The sequence below is a fragment of the Novosphingobium cyanobacteriorum genome, from assembly GCF_029436685.1.
In the GTDB taxonomy this organism is placed as follows: domain Bacteria; phylum Pseudomonadota; class Alphaproteobacteria; order Sphingomonadales; family Sphingomonadaceae; genus Novosphingobium; species Novosphingobium cyanobacteriorum.
The window spans coordinates 92017-112015 of the sequence record NZ_JAROCY010000003.1; the positions used below are offsets into that span (position 1 = coordinate 92017).

Here is a 19999-nt window from a genome sequence, read left to right on the forward strand (position 1 = left end):
TTGCAATGCTTTCATCCCGTCAGGCCCGCCGGATGACCATGTTGCGGATTTCCGTCATGTCTTCCATGGCAAAGCGGATGCCTTCGCGCCCCAGCCCGGAATCCTTCACGCCGCCATAGGGCATGTTGTCCACGCGGTAGCTCGACACGTCGTTCACCACGATGCCACCCACGTCGAGATCGTCCCACGCCTCCAGCACCTTGTGGATGTCACGCGTGAACAGGCCCGCCTGCAGGCCGAACTTGCTGTCGTTCACCTCTTCCAGCGCCGCGTTCCAGTCGGTGAACTTCGACAGGATCACCACCGGGCCGAACGCCTCTTCGGTGTAGACGTCCATCGTGCGACTGCAGCCTTCGAGCAGCGTGGCCTCCAGCATGGCGCCCTCGCAACCCCCGCCGGCCAGCAGCGTTGCACCACCGCTCACAGCCGAATCGATCCAGCCCTTCAGACGGCGCGCTTCCTTTTCCGAGATCATCGGACCGATAAAGGTGTCGCGGTTCTTGGGATCGCCCGAGACCAGCGTTTTCACCTTGACGGCCAGCATGTCGCGGAAGGTGTCATAGATGTCGGCGTGGATGATCACCCGCTGCACGTGGATGCAGCTCTGGCCCGACTGGTAGTATCCGCCGAAGATGATGCGGGCGAGCGCGTGATCGAGATCCGCGTCCTTGTCCACGATCACGGCAGCATTGCCGCCCAGTTCCAGGACGACCTTCTTCTTGCCCGCCTTGGCCTTCAGGTCCCAGCCCACGCCGGGCGATCCGGTGAACGACAGCAGCTTCAGCCGCTCGTCCGTGGTGAACAGGTCCGCCCCGTCGCGGCTGGCGGGGAGGATCGAGAACGCGCCTTCGGGCAGCACGTCGCATTCGGCCAGCACTTCGCCCATGATGATCGCGCCCAGCGGCGTCAGGCTGGCAGGCTTCATCACGAAGGGCGCGCCCACCGCAATCGCCGGGGCAATCTTGTGTGCAGCCAGGTTCAGCGGGAAGTTGAACGGGCTGATGAAGCTGCACGGCCCGATCGGCACGCGCTTCCACATGCCGATATAGCCCTTGGCGCGCGGACTGATGTCGAGCGGCTGGATCTCTCCGTAATTGCGCGTCGCTTCTTCCGCAGCGATCCGGAACGTGTCGATCAGACGTCCGACCTCCCCTTCCGAATCCGCGATCGGCTTGCCCGCCTCCACGCACAGGGCATAGGCCAGCTCGTCCTTGCGCTCGGTGAAGCGGCGCACGCAGTGGTCGAGGACGTCGCGCTTTTCATAGCTGGCAAGCTTTGCCATTGCGGGTGCGGCGCGCACGGCCCCGGCAATCGCCTCGTCGATCACGTCAGGCGTGGCCAGCGCGGTGCGGAAGGCGACCTCGCCAGTGTACTTGTCGGTCACGACAAGATCGGTGTTGGGCTGCACCGCCTTGTTGTTCAGGTAAAGCGGGTAGACGTCTTTCAATTGAACCATGGTGTCTCAACTCCCCCCTCCTGTTTGCGGGAGGGGTCGGGGGTGGGCCGGGGCTGGCGCAATGCCCACCCCTGCCCCCTCCCGCAAGCGGGAGGGGGAACAAGCAACCGTTACAGCGCCTTGGACAGCGCCTTGATGTCCTTGTTCAGGATCTGGTCGTTCTCAGAATAATCGACCGGGCAATCGATCAGGTGCACGCCGGGCGTATCGCGGCAATGCGCCAGCAGTTCCTTGAGGTGCGCCGCGCTCTCCACCCGGTGCCCCTTGGCGCCATAGCTTTCGGCGTACTTCACGAAGTCCGGGTTGCCATAAGTGAGGCCAAAGTCCTCAAAGCCCATGTTGGCCTGCTTCCAGCGGATCATGCCATAGGAATTGTCGTTGAGGATCAGCACGGTAAGATTGAGGCCAAGGCGCACCGCAGTCTCCATCTCCTGGCTGTTCATCATGAACCCGCCATCGCCGCACACCGCCATCACCTTGCGATCCGGATAGAGCATCGCGCTCATCATCGCCGAAGGCAGCCCAGCCCCCATCGTCGCCAGCGCGTTGTCAAGCAGCACGGTGTTGGGCTGATAGGCGGTGTAGCCGCGCGCGAACCAGATCTTGTACACGCCGTTGTCGAGGCAGATGATCGCGTCTTCCGGCAGGGCATCGCGGATCTGCTGCACCAGGTGCGGCGGGAAGATGGGGAAGCGGGTGTCAGCCGCCAGCGGCGCGGTGTGCGCCACTTCCGCCGCGCGATAGGCCAGCATGTGGTCGAAGTTCCACGCCGGGTTGGGCGTGATCGCTTCCTTCATCTGCCAGATGGCGTTGGCGATATCGCCGATCACCTCGATGCTGGGGAAATAGACCGGGTCGACCTCCGCCGTCTTGGTGGAAACGTGGATCACCGGCGTTCCGCCTTCGCGCATGAAGAACGGGGGCTTCTCGATCACGTCGTGGCCAACGTTGATGATGATGTCGGCATCCTCCACGGCACGGTGGACGAAGTCTCCGGCGGACAGCGCGGCGCAACCCAGGAACTTGGGATGCCGTTCATCGATCACGCCCTTGCCCAGCTGGGTGGTGAGGAACGGGATGCCGGTCTTCTCCACGAACTCGCGCAGCATCTTGCCGGTCATCTTGCGGTTCGCGCCCGCGCCGATCACCAGCACCGGGGCCTTGGCGTTCTGCAGCGCGTGGACGGCCTGCGCCACCGATTTGGCGTCGGCATTGGGGCGGCGGACCAGGCTGCGCTTCAGCGGCACCGATTCGGTGTGCTCGTCGGCAATGTCCTCGGGCAGCTCGATATGCGTGGCGCCGGGTTTTTCCTCCTCGGCCAGGCGATAGGCCTCGCGCACGCGGCTGGGGATGTTGTCAGACGATGCCATCTGGTGCGTGAACTTCGTGATCGGCCCCATCATCGAGACGACGTCGAGGATCTGGAAGCGGCCCTGCTTTGATTTCTTGATCGGCTTCTGGCCAGTGATCATCAGCATGGGCATGCCGCCCAGCGTGGCATAGGCGGCGGCGGTGACGAAGTTGGTCGCACCCGGCCCCAGCGTGGCGATGCACACGCCGGTCTTGCCGGTGTGGCGGCCATACGTGGCGGCCATGAAGCCCGCACCCTGTTCGTGCCGGGTGAGGATCAGCTTGATCTTCTTCGACCGGGACAGCGAATCGAGGAAATCGAGGTTCTCTTCGCCGGGAACGCCGAAGATGTATTCGCAGCCTTCTTCCTCAAGGCATTCGATAAACAGGTCGGACGCCTTCTTTCCGGCACCACCTTGGGACCCACCACCTTCGGACATCGTGTTACTCCACCAACGGGACACGCGCGGCCATCGCGGCGCGTCCCCTCCCCAATCCGGTGCGACCTCGTGGAGCTGGCGATGTCGTTATGGCCACCCTGCCTTGCCCCTTGGTGCAGGGAGGTAACAGGCATGGTGGCGGGAGTCACCCCGTTTGCGCCTTCGTCAGTAACCGCGCGAAAGGTCCACCCGATGCGAGAGAGGCTCACCACGTTGGAAGCGGCCGAGATTGGCGAGGAAACGCTGCACGGCACGGACGAACATCCGGTCCTGCGCCCGGCCGGACAGATGCATGGTCACGTGCGCATTCGGCAGGTTCCACAAAGGGTGTTCTGCCGGCAGCGGCTCGGGCGTGGTCACGTCGAGGAACGCGCCGCCAATGCGCTTGTCCTCCAGCGCCGCAATCAGCGCTTCCTGGTCCACCACCGTCCCACGCGCCACATTGATCAGCACGGCGGAGCGCTTCATCGCGGCAAGTTCCGCTGCGCCGATCATGCCGTCGGTCTCGGGCGTGGCGGGCACGGCCAGGATAACCCAGTCGAACTCGCCCAGCCGCGCGCGCCATTGGTCCGGCGTCAGCGTGCCCTCGCCCGGCGCGCGGCGCACGGTGGTCACCTCCACCTCGAACCCCGCCAGCATCCGCGCCACCCGCCCGCCGATCTCGCCCGCGCCAAGGATCAGCGCGCGGCTGCCCGCCAGTTCCACCTTGCCCGGCGAATCGAGCAGCCATTCGTGCCGGTCCTGCGCGCGCACCACCTCGCGATAGCCCTTGGCGATGGTGAGCATGCCCATCACCACGTATTCGGCAATGGTGATGGCGTTGATCCCGGCCCCGTTGGTCAGCACCACGCCGCGCTCGGCCAGCAGCGGCAGCGGGAAGAAATCGACGCCGGCATAGATCGAATTGAGCCACCGCAGCCGCCCCGCCCGCCGGATCGCCTCGGCCATGCCCTGCGGCTGGTACAGGTCGAACCAGCCGATCTCGGCTTGCGGCGCCAGTTCGAACAGTTCCTCGGTCGATCTGAAGTAATGCGGCTCCACCCACTCCGGCAGATGCGGCGCGATCACCGGCGCCGCCATGGCGTTCATGACCAGAACTGTCTTGGTCACGATCAGGCGCGCCTCTGCTCGATCTCATTGCGCGCGGCATCGGCAAGGAAGGCGCTGCGCGTCAGGTGGCGTTCCGCCGCAGCGCGGTCGATCGCATCCAGCATGCCACGGTCCATCGAGATATTGGCGCGCACCTGCTTGCCCGTCCGCCGGATATGCGGAACGGCAATGAGGAAGGCGCCGACGGCCAGTTCTTCGGCAACCGCCTGCCTGATGGCCTCCACACTGCGCGGCTCTACCTCTCCGTCGGCATCCTCGAACCACAGTTCCAGCGCCTCGCACGCATTGGGCACAAGCTGCTCAACCTCGTCAGCCGCAGAAAAGCAGCCGGGCAAATCCGGGAAATGCACTCCAAAGGCGCTGTCTGCGTCCTTGTGGACCACGGCGTAGAAGTACTTCATTCCCATCCTGCCATTCTGGCGATGCTGCGTGCGGTTCCGGTGGGCAGGTCCTTCTTCGGATGCGGGACAATCACCACCAGCCTGCCCTTGCGAAACTTGTGGTGCGATCCCTTCACGCTCACCAGCACGAATCCATCCGCGAGCAGCCGTTGGACAATCTGTCGGCTGTCGCTCCATGTGTATATATTTACACAACCGCCGCAGAAATCAAGTGGGCCTCACTCGCCCGGCTTTTCCCGAAGTTCCCGCCGCAGCGAGGCCTTCACGCCTTTCGGCTCGCTGTCGTTGAACAGGTCGTCGATCACCCAGCGCTTTCCTTCGCGCACCATGGCCAGCCGCTGCGTCACCACCGCGCCGCGCATCACGGTGACGCGCACGGTCACCTCGGCGCGATCCTGCCCCTTCTGGCGCAAGGCAATGCGGCGATAGGCGAACTGCTTCCAGTACCAGTCCTGGCAATCGCAAAACCAGCCATAGTCGGATAGGCCGGTCAGTTCCTCGCCGATGTGGCGCTTCCAAGCCTGGATCAGGCGGCGGGTGGAGGTGGACCAGACGGGGCGGTCCCAATCGGATTCCCCGCCGCTTTCAGTGTAGTAAGGGCCATAGGCCTTGGCCAGGGCGGCATCGATCGAACCCGGCGCGGGCTTTGCCACGGCCGCAGCCGGCAGCAGCGCCGCCGCCAAGGCAAGCGCGAGGACGCAGCGCCCGATCACCCCAACTTCCATTCCCAGCCGAGCGGATCGCCGTCCATGACTTCGACGCCCCTCGCCGCCAGTTCATCGCGGAGCGCATCAGAGCGGGCGAAGTCCTTGGCGGCGCGCGCTTCCTTGCGGGCGGCGAGCGTGGCTTCGATTTCGGCTTCGGTGATGGTGGCGGACTTGGGGCGGATGCGCAGATCTTTGCGCTCCAGTTCCTCGTTGCTGCCGTAGGAGCTGAAGAAGCCGAGGCCGAGCACCGAATCCATGTGGGCAATAACGCTGCGCTTGATGGCTTCGTCGACCTTCTTAATAGCGAGCGCCTCTTCGAACGCGGTAAGGGCCAACGGTGTGTTCAAGTCATCGGAGATAGCGGCGTCGAACTTGGCAAGTGCGGCTTCAAACTTGGGGTGTCTGATAAGCGGTTCTGTAGGCGGATTGGCGAGCAACTCGGCTTGGTTGAGCATCCGCTTCAGCCGGGTCAGCGCCGCACCCAGCCCTTCCCAGCTGAACTCCAGTTCGCTGCGGTAATGCGCCTGCAGGCACAGCAGCCGGTACGCCAGCGGGTGGTAGCCCTTGTCGATCAGCAGCTGCAGCCGCAGGAACTCGCCGCTCGACTTCGACATCTTGCCGCTGCGTTCGACCAGGAAGTTGTTGTGCATCCACATCTTCGCGCCGGAATTCGACGGGACGTCGAGGCCATTGGTGCAGCAGTGCGCCTGGTTCTGCGCGATCTCGTTGGGGTGGTGGATCTCGCGATGGTCGATCCCGCCGGTGTGGATGTCGAAAGGAAAACCCAGCACCGCGCCCGACATCACGGAGCATTCCAGGTGCCAGCCCGGCGCACCCTTGCCCCACGGGCTGTCCCACTCCATCTGCCGCGTCTCGCCCTCGGGCGTCTTGCGCCAGATGGCGAAGTCGGCCTGGTGGCGCTTGCCGTCCACCTGCTCGATCCGCCCTTCACCCTCTTCGGTCGCCGCACGCGCCAGCCGGCCATAATCGGCCACGGTCGAAACGTCGAAATAGAGCCCGCTCGGCAGCTCGTAGCAGTGCCGCTCCGCGATGCCCTTGGCGAAGTCGATCATCTGCGGCACGTAGTCGGTCGCCACAGTCCACTGCGCGGGCTGGCGGATGTTCAGTGCGCGCACATCGGCCCAGTAAGCCTGCTTGTAATGCTCGGCGATGTCCCAGATCGACTGCTTCTGTGCAGCCGCCATCCGCTCCATCTTGTCCTCGCCCGCGTCGGCGTCGTCGGTCAGATGGCCCACGTCGGTGATGTTGATCACGTGGGTCAGCTTGTAGCCCTTGAAGCTCAGCGTGCGGCCCAGCACATCGGCAAACACATAGGCGCGCATGTTGCCGATGTGGGGATAGTTATAGACCGTGGGCCCACAGGAATAGACGCGCGCCTCGCCCGGATGCACCGGCTCGAACGGTTCGAGGCGGCGGGTCAGGCTGTTGAACAGCGTCAGCGGGGTAGAAGCAGCATCGGTCATGGTGCGCGGCCTTGCCCTGCCCGGGCCTCTCCGGTCAACCTCTCGCGATTATCCGCCTGCTGTCCCGTCGATCCGCTCCACCGCATCCACCAGCGCGTCGAACTGCGCCTTGCAGCCGTTGTCCAGCAACAGCGTGCCAAGGCTCGCCGCATCCGCCGGCACCGCTTCGGGGTCGAGCATCACCAGCTCGAACTCCACCGACTTGGTCTGGTCGGCCTCGTCCGTCATGCGATAGTGGTGCCCTTCGGCCAGGCCCAGCATCGCCTTGGGCCACGCCACACCCGCCGTGCCCATCGGCATGGCCACGCGCACCGTGCCGCCGCCGTCCGCTTCGCCAAGCCAGATGAACCGGCGCGCCTGCGTGTTGCCGCGCCACAGATACAGGTCGCTGCCGCGCGGCAGGCACACCCGCGCGCCGCCGGCTCCCGCCTTGTCTATGTCGGCCAGCCAGACTGAAACCGGCACCGGCGCATCAGAAGGCAAAGTCCCCCCTTCGCCGCGCACCGCCCCTGCACGCACCGCCTGCGGCATGCTGAGCGAACGCGCCAGCAGCGCCGCCGTGGCTGAGGTGCGGGTAATCTGCGTTTCGATGGTGAAGTTGCCCGCACCCTTCAGCACGCGCGTGCCCACGCGGTCCAGCACGGTCACCACATCGCCACCCCGCAGCGCCACCGCCGTTCCCGAAGGAAGCCGCTTGCCCGGCGGATACTGCGCGGCGGAAGGCCCGGTGGAGCGCACCACCACGGCCTGTGCCAGTACGGGCAGAGAGGCTCCTGTCCCCAGCAGCAGCGCGATGGCGGCAATCGTCTTGCGCATGGTCATGGTCCCTTCCCCTGCGCCTGTCAGTTACCGGCCGCGTTGGCGATCAGGCCCAGCTGCGCGGTGCAGCCATCGTCGGCCAGCAGGTTCGCCACTTCCAGCGGGTCTTCCGGCACGCTGGCCAGCACCTTCGTGGTGATCTGCACGGTCTGGCCCACCGGGTTCACGAACTTGTATGTCTGCCCGTCCGTCACCGGCACGCTCGCCGCCGGCCACAGCTTCAGCGCATTGCCCGCGCGCCACGCCACATCGGCCATGGCGCCATCGGGTGCGGCCAGCTTGCCCGTGCCGTCGGCATCGCGGTTGGGGCGCCACAGGATCACCTGCGCCGGATCGGCCACGCAGTATGTGCCGCCCTTGCTCACGTCGATGTACCACACGCTTTCGGGCGCGGGCGGGCCCACGGGCGCTTCGGTCGGTGCGCCGCGCACCGCCCCGGTGCGGGTGCGCGCGCCGCCGCTGCGCGCCATCAGGCTGGCCAGCGCGGTGCCCACGCCCGCATTGCGGTCCACCGCCCCGGTCATGGTGAAGATGCCCGGCCCGGACAGCACGCGCGTGCCGCTCTTGTCCAGCACGGTCACATGATCGCCGGGCTTCAGCGATACGCTGGCGTTCGCGGGCAGCTTCTTGCCCATGGGATAGGCGGCGGCCGATGGCCCGGTGGAGCGGACCACCACCGCCTGCGCCAGCGCCTGCGCTGCGCCGCCCACCATCGTGGCTGCGGCAATGCCCAATGCCAGTGCCTTCATCGGCCTGCGGCTAACCAAGGACATGGCTCTCTCCTTCTTCCGTCTGCGCCAGCCTGCCGGCGAGATTCTTCAATGCCAGATCGCTCTGCGCGATCTCGTCGATTCGTGCTGTGAGGCGCCGCACTGCCGCCGCGTCTCCCGCATCGTGCGCCGCCACGATCTCGCCCGCAAGCGCCTTCGCCTCGTCACTGGCGTCGGGCACCGGCTCGAACACCTCCACCGGCTGGGCCCGCCCGCGCAAGGTCACGCGGCCCATCGGGCGGAACCAGTCGAGCCCCGATCGCTCCATCGCCTCGCGGCTGACCAGCACCGTGGTGTCCAGCGGCTTGTTCGCGCTTTCCAGCCGCGCGGCGGTGTTCATCGCATCGCCCAGCGCGGTGTACTGGATGCGCCCCTCGCCGCCAAAATTGCCGACGATCGCCTCGCCGAAGTGCAGCCCCACGCGGGTGCGCCCGATCGGCGGCACGCCCTCGGGCACGTTGCGGCGGAATTCCTCGCCCGCCAGATACATCGCCCGCGCCGCCTTCACCGCGCGCTCGCCATCGTCGGGCTTGCTCAAGGGGGCGCCCCAGAACGCCACCACCGCATCGCCCACGAACTTGTCCAGCGTGCCGCCATGCTCCAGCACCACCGCGCTCAGCCGGTCGAGATAATCGTTCAGCAACCGCGCGATCATCTCCGGCGCCACCGCATGGGTCAGCTTGGTGAACCCTTCCAGGTCGCTGAACAGGCAGAAGATCTCGCGCTTTTCACCATGCAGCGAAAGCCGCTCGGGATTGCGCATGATCTCGCTGGCGATCGATCGCGGCAGGTACTTGCCCAGCGCCCCTTGCGCGAATTCGCGCTGCGCCGCGTTGATCGCGCGCAGCGCCGATGACACCGCAGTGAACGCCACCAGCCAGCCGACCACCCAGCCCGTGGCGGGAAAGCCCAGCGTGTCAAACCCTGCCCGCTCCACCACGAAGGGGAACACCAGGAAGCCTGCGAACTGCGCGATCACCGCCAGCGCCAGCACCCAGGTGCGCGTGCGCGCCAATGCCGTCGCCACGCCCAGCCCCACCGCCACCAGCGCGCCGATCAGCTTGGCCCAGCCCGGCACCGTGGCCGGCATCGCCTTGTCCAGCAGCTGCGCCAGCATCGATGCGTGCACTTCCACGCCGATCATCCGCGTCTCGCCCGTCACCGCGTTGCCGGTGCGCGAAAACGGGGTGTAGAACTGGTCAAAGTCCGAAAAGTCGCCACCGATCAGCAGGTAACGCCCCTGCACCTTGTCTGCGATCAGCGGCGCGAGATCGGGGTCGGCCAGCATGTCGATGGGGATCTTGTCGAACACCGGGCGGTCTACGGACGTCGGGGTGCGATACCGGATGCGCCCGCGATAGCCGGCGAACTGCGGATCGGCATCGCCGGTGCGGTTGGTCAGCGCCAGCGACAGCAGCGGCGGCAGCCCGGCATATTGCCGCGGCCAGTACCGCGCCACGCCGTCCGCGTCGGTCTCCAGCAGGATGCTGGCGGGCTGCACCACCGTGGTCTTCGCCGTGGCGATGAAGCGGCGCAGGTCCTGCTCCTGCTCCCAGGTGATCGCCTCGGGATTGGTCTTGTTGTCGGCATAGGCAAGGAACACCGGCGTCTTCATGCCATGCACCACGCCCAGCAGCTCGGCATCCTCCACCTGCGGGCTGTCGAACAGGATGTCGATGCCCACGCCCTTCGCGCCCATCGCGTCGATCTGCGCCAGCGCCTTGGCCAGGATGGACCGGTCCACGGGCGAGATCTTGCCGGTCTTGCGGTTGGTGTCGGCGGTATAGACCACCAGCGTCACCCGCTGGTCCGGGTCGGTCGCGGGCGCGAATGACGTCGCGCGGATGTCATAAAGCGCGCGCTCGGCATCGCCCAGCAGCGGCAGCTTCCAGCTGTTCAGCGCCAGATACAGCGCCAGCGCCAGCAGCACCGCCGCCACCACCATCCGCTGCGGCCCGAGCTGCTTCAGCCCGCGCCTTACCCCTTGCGCAACGTTCCCCGCCGAATCCGGCATCCGCACTGGCTCCCCAACCTTTGCGCCGGTCTTATCGCGTCCGGCCCCCCCTGCCTATGCCGTCTGGCACAGGCAGGCCCTCCGGGCTTGTACGGATGCGACGGGAATGGAGATTGCGCCAAGGAGCGCCGATCAATCGTCCTCGAACAGGTCGGCCAGCTGTTCCACCATGGTGCCGCCCAGCTGCTCCACGTCCATGATCGTCACAGCGCGGCGATAGTAGCGGGTCACGTCATGGCCGATGCCGATGGCCACCAGCTGCACCGGCGATTGCTTCTCGATCCAGTCGATCACCTTGCGCAGGTGCGTTTCCAGATAGCCGGCGTTGTTTACCGAAAGCGTCGAATCGTCCACCGGAGCGCCATCGGAAATGACCATCAGGATGCGCCGGTCCTCGGGCCGCGCCAGCAGCCGGGTGTGCGCCCACAACAGCGCCTCGCCGTCGATGTTTTCCTTCAGCAGGCCTTCGCGCATCATCAGGCCCAGGTTCTTGCGCGCGCGCCGCCACGGCTCGTCCGCCTTTTTGTAAACGATGTGGCGCAGGTCGTTCAGGCGGCCCGGATGCGCCGGCTTGCCACCCGCCAGCCAGGCCTCGCGGCTCTGTCCGCCCTTCCACGCGCGCGTGGTGAAGCCCAGCACCTCGGTCTTCACCCCGCAGCGTTCCAGCGTGCGCGCCATGATGTCGGCACTGATCGCGGCGATCGAGATCGGCCGCCCGCGCATCGATCCCGAATTGTCGATCAGCAGGGTGACGATGGTGTCCTTGAACTCCACGTCGCGTTCGATCTTGTAGCTCAGCGAATGGCCGGGCGAGATCACCACGCGCGCCAGCCGGGCCGCATCCAGCAGCCCCTCTTCCTGGTCGAAATCCCATGACCGGTTCTGCTGCGCCATCAGCCGCCGCTGCAGCCGGTTGGCCAGCTTGGTGACCACGCCCTGCAGCCCTTTGAGCTGCGTATCGAGATAGGCGCGCAGCCGCGTCAGTTCTTCCTCGTCGCACAGGTCGGTCGCGGCGATCACCTCGTCGAACTGCTCGGTATAGGCCTTGTAGTCAAAGGTGTCGGGCAGGTCGGTCCACGGGCGGTTGGGCCGGGTGGGCAGCATGCCCTCCTCGCCCTCGTCCGCCATGTCGGCGTCGGCGGAATCTTCCTGCTGGTCGATCTCCTGCTCTTCGTCGCCGTCCTGGTCGCCCTCGCTGGTGTCGCCGGCCACCTCGCTCGGCTGCTGCTCCTGGTTGTCTTCCGACGTTTCCGGCTGTTCCTCGCCGGTGTCTTCCTCGTCCTCGCCCTCGTCGTCCTCGTTCTCGGGCTCGGGGTTCTCGGCCACCTGCGTCAGGTCCAGGTGGCCCAGCATGTCCAGCGTCAGCTGCTGGAACGCCTTCTGGTTGTCCAGCGAACTGGCCAGCGCGGCAAAGTCGCCGCCGGCCTTCATCTCGATCCAGCTGCGCACCATGTCGGTGCCCGTGCGCGCCGCCTGGGGGATCGGCTGGCCGGTCAGCTTCTCGCGCAGCAGCATGGCCAGCGCCGTGGGCAGCGGCACTTCCTCGGGCCGGCTGGCGCGCGCGATCGGGTCGGAGATCATGCGCATGTCGGTCGCCGCGCCGATGTTGCCGCGGATCCCGGCATAACCTTCCGATCCCAGCGCTTCATAGCGCACCTGCTCCACCGCGTCATAGGCGGCGCGCGCCAGCGGCTCGCTGGGCGCGCCGCGCTGGTGCAGCACATCGTTGTGCAGCCGCAGCCGCAGCGCCATCGAATCGGCAAAGCCGCGTGCCTCCGCCACCTGCTCGGCCGGCAGGGCGCGGCCCGGCATCGGCACGCGCAGGTGCGCGCCGGTCTGGCTCGCCGCGTCGGCGGTCCACGCCACCTCGATCTCCGGCTCGTCCGACAGCGCACGCGCGGTGCCGGCTAGGGCGGAACGGAACTGGTCGAGGGGCGTGTCGTCGCGCATCAAATCTGCCGTGTTGTTGCTCCCCTGAGTGGGTCGCTGTTTCGTTCAGGTGGAGCCGAAAAGCGTGATTTTCGAGTACCGAAGCACAGCGTAATTAAAGTACGTGAGCATCGGAACGGAGAAAATCGCGCTTTGCAGGCCCGCCTGGGCGGAAGTGCGGCCCGCTCAGCCAATGCTCTGCCCGGTCTTGGCCCAATCGGCAAGAAAGCCTTCGATGCCCTTTTCGGTCAGCACGTGCTTGAACAGGCCCTTGATCACCGCCGGCGGCGCCGTGATCACATCCGCGCCGATCTTCGCGCTTTCCAGGATGTGCACACCGTGGCGGATCGAGGCGACGAGGATCTCGGTCTCGAAGGCATAGTTGTCATAGATCAGGCGGATGTCGCGGATCAGGTCCATGCCGTCGAAGCCGTTGTCATCGTGACGGCCCACGAACGGCGAGATGAACGTCGCGCCCGCCTTGGCCGCCAGCAGCGCCTGGTTGGCCGAGAAGCACAGCGTCACGTTGACCATCGATCCATCGCCGGTCAGCGCCTTGCAGGTCTTCAGCCCGTCGATGGTCAGCGGCACCTTGATGCACACGTTGTCGGCGATCTTGCGCAGGATTTCGGCCTCGCGCATCATCCCTTCGTGGTCCAGCGCCACGACTTCGGCAGAGACCGGACCCTTGGTCAGGCCACAGATTTCCTTGGTCACCTCGATGAAGTCGCGGCCGGACTTGGCGATCAGCGACGGGTTTGTGGTCACCCCGTCCAGCAGGCCGGTTGCGGCAAGGTCGGCGATTTCGGCAGTGTCGGCGGTATCGACGAAGAACTTCATGGTGGGCAATCCTGCTTTGCGGCGGGGAGGAATGATTCCCCGGCCCTATACCCACCCTCGGCCCCCGCGTCACCTTGCCCTGTGAGCGCTATCGTTCGACAAGCTCAGGATGAGCGGATCGGGCCTGGCCATATTGAAACCGCTCATGGTGAGCCTGTCGAACCATCACAGCGCTCCCTCGCCCGCAAACACATCCCGAAACCTCACCGCACCGAAAGCGCCCCGATCAGCACCGGATCGTTGGTGCTGCGCGGATCTGCCCGGATCGCGGCCTCTTCCTGCCCGATCGCGCGCCATATCGCGTCGTCGGCCTTCACCGCCAGGTCATTGGCCAGCGCGGCGGTGTTCACGCCCGTAAGCGCGGCCATCACCTCGCCGATCAGCGGGTCGCTTGCGGTGTGCAGCGCATCGCCGAATTCGGGCAGCATCACGTCGATCAGTCGCCCGGCCATCTCGCCGCGCAGGTATGTCGTCGCCTCGTCGGGCCGCCCGTGCAGCAGGGCCAGCGCGTTGCGGATGCCGATGCCGCGCACCGCCTCTGCCACGGCAGGCGCGGCGTTGCGCGCGGCGCGGGCGGCAGTGCGGTTGAAGGCGTGGGCCAGCCGGTCCTTGAACATCGGCCCGGTCAGGATCCGCGCCAGCACATCGCCGCGCCCGTTGCCCACCATGTCGGGCAGGGCCAGCCGCGTCACCTGGTCGTCCCAGAACCCTTCGGGCTGCAGCAGCCGGTCGAACGCGCGGTTGGCCGACAATTGCAGCAGCCGCCGCACCGCCTCGGTCAGGCTGAACCCGCCCATGCTGGTGCAGGCGGAAAGCCCGGCCACGGCGGCCGTGGCGGCAACGGAGCCCAGGAACAGGCGGCGGTTCTGCATCGGCACGGCATTCTCCTCGGATTTCGTGGGCGCAGGGTTTCCCCTGCGGCGTGGTCCCCCATATAGACGCCTCAACATGAACCGTATCCGATGCCTCGTCTTCAATGCCGCGCTTGGTCCGCTGGACTATCGCGTGCCCGAAGGCGTTGAAGTGGAGCCGGGCAGCGTGGTGGTCGCACCGCTCGGCCCGCGCCAGATCATCGGCGTGGTGTGGGAGGCCGAACGCCTGCCCGCCACCGAGGTTCCGGCCAACAAGCTGCGCCCGATCCTGCATGTCCTGCCCGTGCCGCCGCTGCCTGCGCCCTTGCGCCGCCTGATCGAATGGTGCGCGGATTATTACGTCGCCCCGCTCGCCGCCGTGGCGCGCATGGCCCTTTCGAGCAGCGCGGCCCTGCGCGGCGGCGGCACCGTCACCGAATACCGCCTCACCGGCCACGAACCCGCCCGCCTCACGCCGCAACGCCTGCAGGCGATAGACCTGCTGCACGACCAGCAGGCCACCATCCGCGAACTGGCCGAGATCGCCGGCGTTTCCGAAGGCGTGCTGCGCGGCATGGTCAACACCGGCATCCTCGAACCCGTGCTGGTGGACAGCGATCGCCCCTATCCCGAGCCGGACCCCCACTTTGCCGAGCACGACCTTTCGCCGGACCAGCGCGGCGCGGCAGACCGCATGGTCACGGCGGTAAAGGCCCATGAATTCCAGCCCTTCCTGCTCGATGGCGTAACTGGATCGGGCAAGACCGAAACCTACTTCGAAGCCGTCTCCGCCGCCATCGAGGCCGGGCGGCAGGTGCTCGTGCTCCTGCCCGAAATCGCTCTGACGCAAAGCTTCCTCAAACGGTTCGAGGCGCGCTTCGGCGTCGCCCCAGTCAGCTGGCATTCCTCGCTCAAGTCATCCGAACGCCGCCGCGCCTGGCGGCAGGTCGCCTTCGGAGAGGCCAAGGTCGTTGTCGGCGCGCGCTCCGCGCTGTTCCTGCCCTTCCCGCGCCTCGGCCTGATCGTGGTGGACGAGGCGCACGAGATCTCATTCAAGCAGGATGATGGCGTGCGCTACAACGCGCGCGACGTGGCAGTGATGCGCGGGCATTTCGAGAAGGTGCCGGTGATCCTCGCCAGCGCCACCCCCGCGCTGGAAAGCCTGCAGATGGCCGAGGCCGGGCGCTATGAACGGCTGGTCCTGCCCGCGCGCTTCGGCGGTGCCAGCTTGCCCGAAATCCACATCGTGGACCTGCGCGAAAAGCAGCCCGAGCGCGGCCGCTGGATCGCCCCCCCACTGGTCGAGGCGCTGAAGGAGCGGCTTGAGCGCGGCGAGCAGAGCCTGCTCTTCCTCAACCGTCGCGGCTATGCCCCGCTCACCCTCTGCCGCCATTGCGGCTTCCGCTTCCAGTGCCCGAACTGCTCGGCCTGGCTGGTCGAACACCGCCTGTCACGCCGCCTTGCCTGCCACCACTGCGGGCACGAGGTGCCGACGCCCGAACGCTGCCCCGAATGTGGCGAGCCCGATTGCCTCGTCGCCTGCGGCCCCGGCGTTGAACGCATTGCCGACGAAGTGGCGGAAATCGTGCCCGAAGCGCGCGTCGCCCTCGTCACGTCGGATACCCTGACCAGCCCGGCCAAGGCGGCCGAATTCGTGGAGATGGCGGCGAACAAGGCGATCGACGTGATCGTCGGCACCCAGCTTGTCACCAAGGGCTATCACTTCCCCGATCTCACCCTTGTCGGCGTGATCGATGCCGACATGGGGTTGGAAGGCGGAGACCTGCGCGCCGCAGAGCGCACCTATCAACAGATCGCCCAGGTCGCCGGCCGCGCCGGCCGCGCCGAAAAGCCGGGCGAAGTGCTGATCCAGACCCGCCATCCCGAAGCCGCCGTGATCGCCGCGCTGGCCAGTGGAGACCGCGACGCGTTTTACGAGGCCGAGACCGAGGCCCGCCGCGATGCCGGCGCCCCACCCTTCGGCCGCTGGGCCGCGATCATCGTATCGAGCGAGGACGAGGCCGAGGCCAAGGAAGCCGCCCGCGCCATCGGTGGCACCCGGCCAGACTTCAACGACGTGATGATCCTCGGCCCCGCCCCTGCCCCGCTCTCGCTGCTGCGCGGCCGCTATCGCTATCGCCTGCTGATCAACGCCCGCCGATCCAGCGAGGTGCAGAAGGTGATCCGCGAATGGCTGGAACCGCTGCGCTTCCCGCCCGGCGTGCGCGTGGCCGTGGATATCGATCCCTACAGCTTCGTTTGACGTAGATTGAGAACGACTGAGAAGGGGTTGAGAGCGACTGAGACGGGTTGAAAGCCCTTGAAGGCAGGTTGAACCCGGCTGGGAGGGGCCCAATTCGGTGCCATGACCGCCCCCGTTCTCGTCCCCATCCTCGGTGACCAGCTGAGCCGATCGATCTCCAGCCTGGCCGATCGGACTCCGGCCGATACCATCGTGCTGATGATGGAGGTGGCCGAAGAGACCACCTATGTCCGCCACCACAAGGCCAAGATCGCGCTGGTGCTGTCCGCCATGCGCCACTTTGCCGCTGCCTTGCGCGAAGCGGGCTGGAAGGTGGACTATGTGACGCTCGATGATCCCGCCAACACCGGCAGTTTCACCGGCGAAGTGCAGCGCGCCATGGCCCGCCACGCCCCGCGCGGGGTGCAGGTGACAGAGCCCGGCGAATGGCGGCTCGCACGTATTTTTGACAAGTGGCGCAAGGACTTGGGGGTGCGCGTGCGGGTGCTGCCCGATACCCGCTTCGTCTGCCCCCTGCCCGATTTCTTCCAGTGGGCCGCCGCGCGCCGCGAACTGCGCATGGAATGGTTCTACCGCGACATGCGCCGCAAGACCGGCCTGCTGATGGAGGGGGACAAGCCTGCTGGAGGCCGCTGGAACTTCGACCCCGAAAACCGCGGCGGCCCGGAATCCGGCCTCACCCCGCCCGCGCCGCCCCGCTTCGAACCCGATGGCCTGACGCGCGATGTGCTCGATCTCGTATCAGACCGCTTCGGCAACCACTTCGGAACGCTCGACAATTTCAACTGGCCCGTCACAGCAGAGGAAGCCGATCGGGCCGTTGCGGCCTTCCTGTCAGAACGCCTGCCGCTGTTCGGCCGCTATCAGGATGCGATGGTGGCGGGGCAGGACTCCATGTTCCACGCCCTGCTTTCCCCCGCGCTCAACCTGGGCCTGATCGATCCCGTGGAGCTGTGCCGCCGCGCCGAGGCGGAGTGGCGCGAGGGCCGCGCGCCGATCGAGGCGGTGGAGGGCTTCATCCGGCAGGTGATCGGCTGGCGCGAGTACATCCGGGGCATGTACTGGCTGGACATGCCGGGCATGGCCGAGGCCAATGCGCTAGACGCCACGCGCCCCCTGCCCGATTTCTGGTGGACCGGCGAAACGCGGATGCGCTGCCTGTCTGAAGCGGTGCGGACCACGCGAGACAACGCCTATGCCCATCACATTCAAAGACTTATGGTGCTCGGCAACTTTGCCCTGCTCGCCGGCATCCGCCCGCAGGAAGTGGCCGACTGGTTCCTCGCGGTCTATGCCGATGCCTATCAATGGGTGGAACTGCCCAACGTGGCGGGCATGGCGCTGCACGCCGACGGGGGCCGCCTCGCGTCAAAGCCCTATGCCGCCAGCGGCGCCTATATCGACCGGATGAGCGACTATTGCGGCACCTGCGCCTTCAAGGTGAAGGTCAAGACCGGCCCGGATGCCTGCCCCTTCAACGCGCTCTACTGGCACTTCCTTGCCCGCAATGAAAAGCGCCTGGCCGGCAACGCCCGCCTGTTTCAGCCCTATGCCAACTGGCGGCGGATGGGCGCGGACAGGCAGGCGGAATACCTTGCCAGCGCCGAAGCCTTCCTCGCCACGCTCATGCCCGCAAAGCCCGGCTGGGCGCGGGAAGCCTGATCTACCGGTCGATCGCCGCCTCGGCCGCCGTCGCCTCCTCGATCAGGGCGCGCAGGGCCTTGGCGGTATCGGCCAGCAGGCTGTCGCTGATCGGCAGTTCGCCGCTGACGAACCGCCGGATCGCGCGCTGGTCTATGTCGAGCCGCCGCGAAGCCGGGGTCGGCCCGCCGAACACCTGGACGCAGTGGGCGAAGTGATCCCGCCGATCTGACGGGGAAAGGGGCGCGGTCAAAGCGGTGCCTCGTGAATGGTTGCAGCCCCGCGTCAAGCGCAGGCCGCCACCCCCGTCAAGTCTACCCTTATCCTTCCAGCAGCGCTGCCGCCTGCAGCAGGCGGTTGCCGTGATCAGTCTCTTCCTTGCCGTTCAGCCGCAGCAGCGTCGCCGCCTCGGCATTGTCGAGGCTCGCCGCCCATCCTTCGTAGAGCGCTTCGCCGCCGAACTCGCCCTGGGCCAGCTTGCGCAAGCCTTCCGGCGTGACCGGCGCAAAGGGAAACTTGCCCGCCGCCAGATAGGGGTTCTCATCGGCCAGAGGCGGCGGGAACTCTCCACCGCCAAGCAGCGCCACCGCCTGCGAGGCCCGCTGGGCGTGCTTCATCTCCTCGCGCCCGTTATGGTGCAGCAGCTCGATCACGTCGGCGCGGTCGGTGCCTTCGGCAGTCGCACGATAGAGCGTTTCGCTCGCCGCCTCGACCAGCACCATGATCTTCAGGTCATCCACGCTGGGCGCCTTGACCGTGCCGATATGGGCAAAGGCCTCGCCAATGGACTGCGGCCAGCCGGGTTCGAGTGCAACGGACATGATCGTTCTCCCAATTGCTTATGCCCCGACCATGCCATACCTTAATTGTGCAGTTAAGACCTTTCCCGGTCCAACAACTGCTGCTTGATATCAAGCCCATAGGCATAGCCGCCCAGGGTGCCGTCACTGCGCACCACGCGGTGGCAGGGGATCAGCACCGCCACGTGGTTGGCCCCGTTGGCGCTGCCCGCTGCACGCACCGCGCCTGGCCTTCCCACTGCGGCGGCGATCTGCGCATAGCTGCGCGTCTCGCCGGGCGGGATGCGGCGCAGTTCCTGCCACACCGCTTCCTGGAAGGCGGTGCCTGCCACGTCTAGCGGGATGTGCGCCCCCGTTGCCGGGGCCTCCACTGCAGCGATCACCTGCGCCAGCAACGCCGCGAACTCGGCCCCGCCCTGCACCAGTTCCGCCTGCGGAAAGCGTGCGCGCAGGTCCGCCTCGCCCTCGTTGAACGAAAGGCGGCACACGCCCTTGTCGGTCGCCGCCACCAGCATCTGCCCCAGCCCGGTCTCCACCACTGCCCAGCGGATCGTCACCCCGCGCCCGCCGTTGGCCCATGCCGATGGCGCCATGCCCAGTCTCCCTTCGTTGGCCGCGTAGAAGCGCGACGGGCCGGAATAGCCCGCATCATAGATCGCATCGGTCACCCGTCCGCCCGTGGACAGCGCATCCGCCGCGCGCCCGGCGCGCAGGGCGCGGGCATAGGCGGCGGGCGAAAGGCCGGTATGGCGCGAAAACACCCGCTGGAAATGCGCCGGGCTGTATCCCGCCCGCGCCGCCAGATCGCCCAGCGCCAGCACCTGCCCGGCGGAGCGGATCGCGGCGATGGCATCGAGCACCGCGCGCTCGTCGCGCGCCACTTCGTCGGGCGAACAGCGCCGGCAGGGCCGCAACCCCGCGCCCTGCGCCGCCGCGCCATCGGCAAAGAAGCGCACGTTCTCCCGCCGCGGATGCCGCGCCGCGCAGCTCGGCCGGCAATAGATGCCGGTGGAGAGCACCCCCGTAACGAAGCGCCCGTCAAACGCCCGGTCACGCGCCTTCACGGCGGTCCAGCAGTCGTCATCGGAAAGGTCGATGGTCGTCACGGCAGGCAACATGGCAGG

At 66.9% G+C, this 19999-nt stretch carries 18 protein-coding genes; 2 read left to right on the forward strand and 16 right to left on the reverse strand.

Annotation, left to right across the window (positions count from 1 at the left end):
* Window positions 1–19: 19 nt before the first annotated feature.
* From POM99_RS03700 to POM99_RS03760, 13 genes are all read right to left on the reverse strand, one after another.
* Window positions 20–1456 (reverse strand): aldehyde dehydrogenase family protein, encoded by a 1437-nt coding sequence (locus POM99_RS03700; protein ID WP_277275458.1) that lies wholly within the window; start codon window positions 1454–1456, stop codon window positions 20–22.
* Between the two features lie 110 nt (window positions 1457–1566).
* Window positions 1567–3246, reverse strand: a complete 1680-nt coding sequence (locus tag POM99_RS03705) for an acetolactate synthase large subunit (RefSeq protein ID WP_277275459.1) — start codon at window positions 3244–3246, stop codon at window positions 1567–1569.
* Between the two features lie 165 nt (window positions 3247–3411).
* Window positions 3412–4335, reverse strand: a complete 924-nt coding sequence (locus POM99_RS03710; protein ID WP_277275697.1) for a D-2-hydroxyacid dehydrogenase — start codon at window positions 4333–4335, stop codon at window positions 3412–3414.
* Window positions 4336–4358: 23 nt separating this feature from the next.
* Window positions 4359–4757 (reverse strand): type II toxin-antitoxin system HicB family antitoxin, encoded by a 399-nt coding sequence (locus POM99_RS03715; protein WP_277275460.1) that lies wholly within the window; start codon window positions 4755–4757, stop codon window positions 4359–4361.
* Window positions 4754–4879 carry a type II toxin-antitoxin system HicA family toxin gene (locus tag POM99_RS03720; RefSeq protein ID WP_277275461.1) on the reverse strand — a complete coding sequence of 42 codons (126 nt, stop codon included), beginning with the start codon at window positions 4877–4879 and terminating at the stop codon, window positions 4754–4756. Before POM99_RS03720 ends, POM99_RS03715 begins: the two co-directional genes overlap by 4 nt.
* A 96-nt stretch (window positions 4880–4975) precedes the next feature.
* Window positions 4976–5470, reverse strand: coding sequence for a DUF3828 domain-containing protein (locus POM99_RS03725; RefSeq protein WP_277275462.1), 495 nt, complete (start codon window positions 5468–5470; stop codon window positions 4976–4978).
* Entirely contained in the window at window positions 5467–6948 is a 1482-nt protein-coding gene (gene cysS / locus POM99_RS03730; protein WP_277275463.1) for a cysteine--tRNA ligase, read from the reverse strand. Before cysS ends, POM99_RS03725 begins: the two co-directional genes overlap by 4 nt.
* A 48-nt stretch (window positions 6949–6996) precedes the next feature.
* Window positions 6997–7770: a hypothetical protein gene (locus POM99_RS03735; RefSeq protein ID WP_277275464.1), complete on the reverse strand. Its 774-nt coding sequence runs from the start codon at window positions 7768–7770 to the stop codon at window positions 6997–6999.
* 20 nt (window positions 7771–7790) lie between these two features.
* Window positions 7791–8540, reverse strand: a complete 750-nt coding sequence (locus POM99_RS03740; protein ID WP_277275465.1) for a hypothetical protein — start codon at window positions 8538–8540, stop codon at window positions 7791–7793.
* The gene (locus POM99_RS03745) at window positions 8527–10551 is read right to left on the reverse strand and encodes an adenylate/guanylate cyclase domain-containing protein (protein ID WP_277275466.1); all 2025 of its coding nucleotides are present in this window, start codon (window positions 10549–10551) and stop codon (window positions 8527–8529) included. Before POM99_RS03745 ends, POM99_RS03740 begins: the two co-directional genes overlap by 14 nt.
* Window positions 10552–10683: 132 nt before the next feature.
* Window positions 10684–12501 carry a cobaltochelatase subunit CobT gene (gene cobT / locus POM99_RS03750; RefSeq protein WP_277275467.1) on the reverse strand — a complete coding sequence of 606 codons (1818 nt, stop codon included), beginning with the start codon at window positions 12499–12501 and terminating at the stop codon, window positions 10684–10686.
* 165 nt (window positions 12502–12666) lie between these two features.
* Window positions 12667–13320 carry a fructose-6-phosphate aldolase gene (gene fsa / locus POM99_RS03755; protein ID WP_277275468.1) on the reverse strand — a complete coding sequence of 218 codons (654 nt, stop codon included), beginning with the start codon at window positions 13318–13320 and terminating at the stop codon, window positions 12667–12669.
* Between the two features lie 203 nt (window positions 13321–13523).
* Window positions 13524–14192, reverse strand: coding sequence for a DUF4197 family protein (locus POM99_RS03760; RefSeq protein ID WP_277275698.1), 669 nt, complete (start codon window positions 14190–14192; stop codon window positions 13524–13526).
* Between the two features lie 76 nt (window positions 14193–14268).
* Here POM99_RS03760 and POM99_RS03765 point away from each other — a divergent pair, with 76 nt between their 5' ends.
* Together POM99_RS03765 and POM99_RS03770 are read left to right on the forward strand one after the other, a co-directional pair.
* Window positions 14269–16434, forward strand: a complete 2166-nt coding sequence (locus tag POM99_RS03765) for a primosomal protein N' (protein ID WP_277275469.1) — start codon at window positions 14269–14271, stop codon at window positions 16432–16434.
* 102 nt (window positions 16435–16536) lie between these two features.
* Window positions 16537–18096, forward strand: a complete 1560-nt coding sequence (locus tag POM99_RS03770; protein WP_277275470.1) for a cryptochrome/photolyase family protein — start codon at window positions 16537–16539, stop codon at window positions 18094–18096.
* A gap of 1 nt (window position 18097) precedes the next feature.
* On the opposite strand, the gene POM99_RS03775 is transcribed toward POM99_RS03770, so the two are convergent.
* The 3 genes from POM99_RS03775 to ada form a co-directional block, all read right to left on the reverse strand.
* The gene (locus tag POM99_RS03775) at window positions 18098–18328 is read right to left on the reverse strand and encodes a hypothetical protein (RefSeq protein ID WP_277275471.1); all 231 of its coding nucleotides are present in this window, start codon (window positions 18326–18328) and stop codon (window positions 18098–18100) included.
* Window positions 18329–18395: 67 nt separating this feature from the next.
* Window positions 18396–18896 carry a hypothetical protein gene (locus tag POM99_RS03780; RefSeq protein WP_277275472.1) on the reverse strand — a complete coding sequence of 167 codons (501 nt, stop codon included), beginning with the start codon at window positions 18894–18896 and terminating at the stop codon, window positions 18396–18398.
* A gap of 53 nt (window positions 18897–18949) precedes the next feature.
* On the reverse strand, window positions 18950–19993 hold the full coding sequence (ada, locus tag POM99_RS03785; protein ID WP_277275473.1) for a bifunctional DNA-binding transcriptional regulator/O6-methylguanine-DNA methyltransferase Ada: 1044 nt from the start codon (window positions 19991–19993) through the stop codon (window positions 18950–18952).
* Window positions 19994–19999: the final 6 nt, after the last annotated feature.

Excerpts from the sequence above, each read along its gene's own strand:
- POM99_RS03770 (WP_277275470.1), top strand. The coding sequence starts at position 16,537 with ATGACCGCCCCCGTTCTCGTCCCCATCCTCGGTGACCAGCTGAGCCGA.
- POM99_RS03780 (WP_277275472.1), bottom strand. The coding sequence starts at position 18,896 with ATGTCCGTTGCACTCGAACCCGGCTGGCCGCAGTCCATTGGCGAGGCC.
- POM99_RS03740 (WP_277275465.1), bottom strand. The coding sequence starts at position 8,540 with ATGTCCTTGGTTAGCCGCAGGCCGATGAAGGCACTGGCATTGGGCATT.
- POM99_RS03765 (WP_277275469.1), top strand. The coding sequence starts at position 14,269 with ATGAACCGTATCCGATGCCTCGTCTTCAATGCCGCGCTTGGTCCGCTG.
- POM99_RS03760 (WP_277275698.1), bottom strand. The coding sequence starts at position 14,192 with ATGCAGAACCGCCGCCTGTTCCTGGGCTCCGTTGCCGCCACGGCCGCC.
- POM99_RS03715 (WP_277275460.1), bottom strand. The coding sequence starts at position 4,757 with ATGAAGTACTTCTACGCCGTGGTCCACAAGGACGCAGACAGCGCCTTT.
- POM99_RS03705 (WP_277275459.1), bottom strand. The coding sequence starts at position 3,246 with ATGTCCGAAGGTGGTGGGTCCCAAGGTGGTGCCGGAAAGAAGGCGTCC.
- cysS (WP_277275463.1), bottom strand. The coding sequence starts at position 6,948 with ATGACCGATGCTGCTTCTACCCCGCTGACGCTGTTCAACAGCCTGACC.
- POM99_RS03710 (WP_277275697.1), bottom strand. The coding sequence starts at position 4,335 with ATGAACGCCATGGCGGCGCCGGTGATCGCGCCGCATCTGCCGGAGTGG.
- POM99_RS03735 (WP_277275464.1), bottom strand. The coding sequence starts at position 7,770 with ATGACCATGCGCAAGACGATTGCCGCCATCGCGCTGCTGCTGGGGACA.
- POM99_RS03745 (WP_277275466.1), bottom strand. The coding sequence starts at position 10,551 with ATGCCGGATTCGGCGGGGAACGTTGCGCAAGGGGTAAGGCGCGGGCTG.
- fsa (WP_277275468.1), bottom strand. The coding sequence starts at position 13,320 with ATGAAGTTCTTCGTCGATACCGCCGACACTGCCGAAATCGCCGACCTT.
- POM99_RS03700 (WP_277275458.1), bottom strand. The coding sequence starts at position 1,456 with ATGGTTCAATTGAAAGACGTCTACCCGCTTTACCTGAACAACAAGGCG.
- ada (WP_277275473.1), bottom strand. The coding sequence starts at position 19,993 with ATGTTGCCTGCCGTGACGACCATCGACCTTTCCGATGACGACTGCTGG.
- cobT (WP_277275467.1), bottom strand. The coding sequence starts at position 12,501 with ATGCGCGACGACACGCCCCTCGACCAGTTCCGTTCCGCCCTAGCCGGC.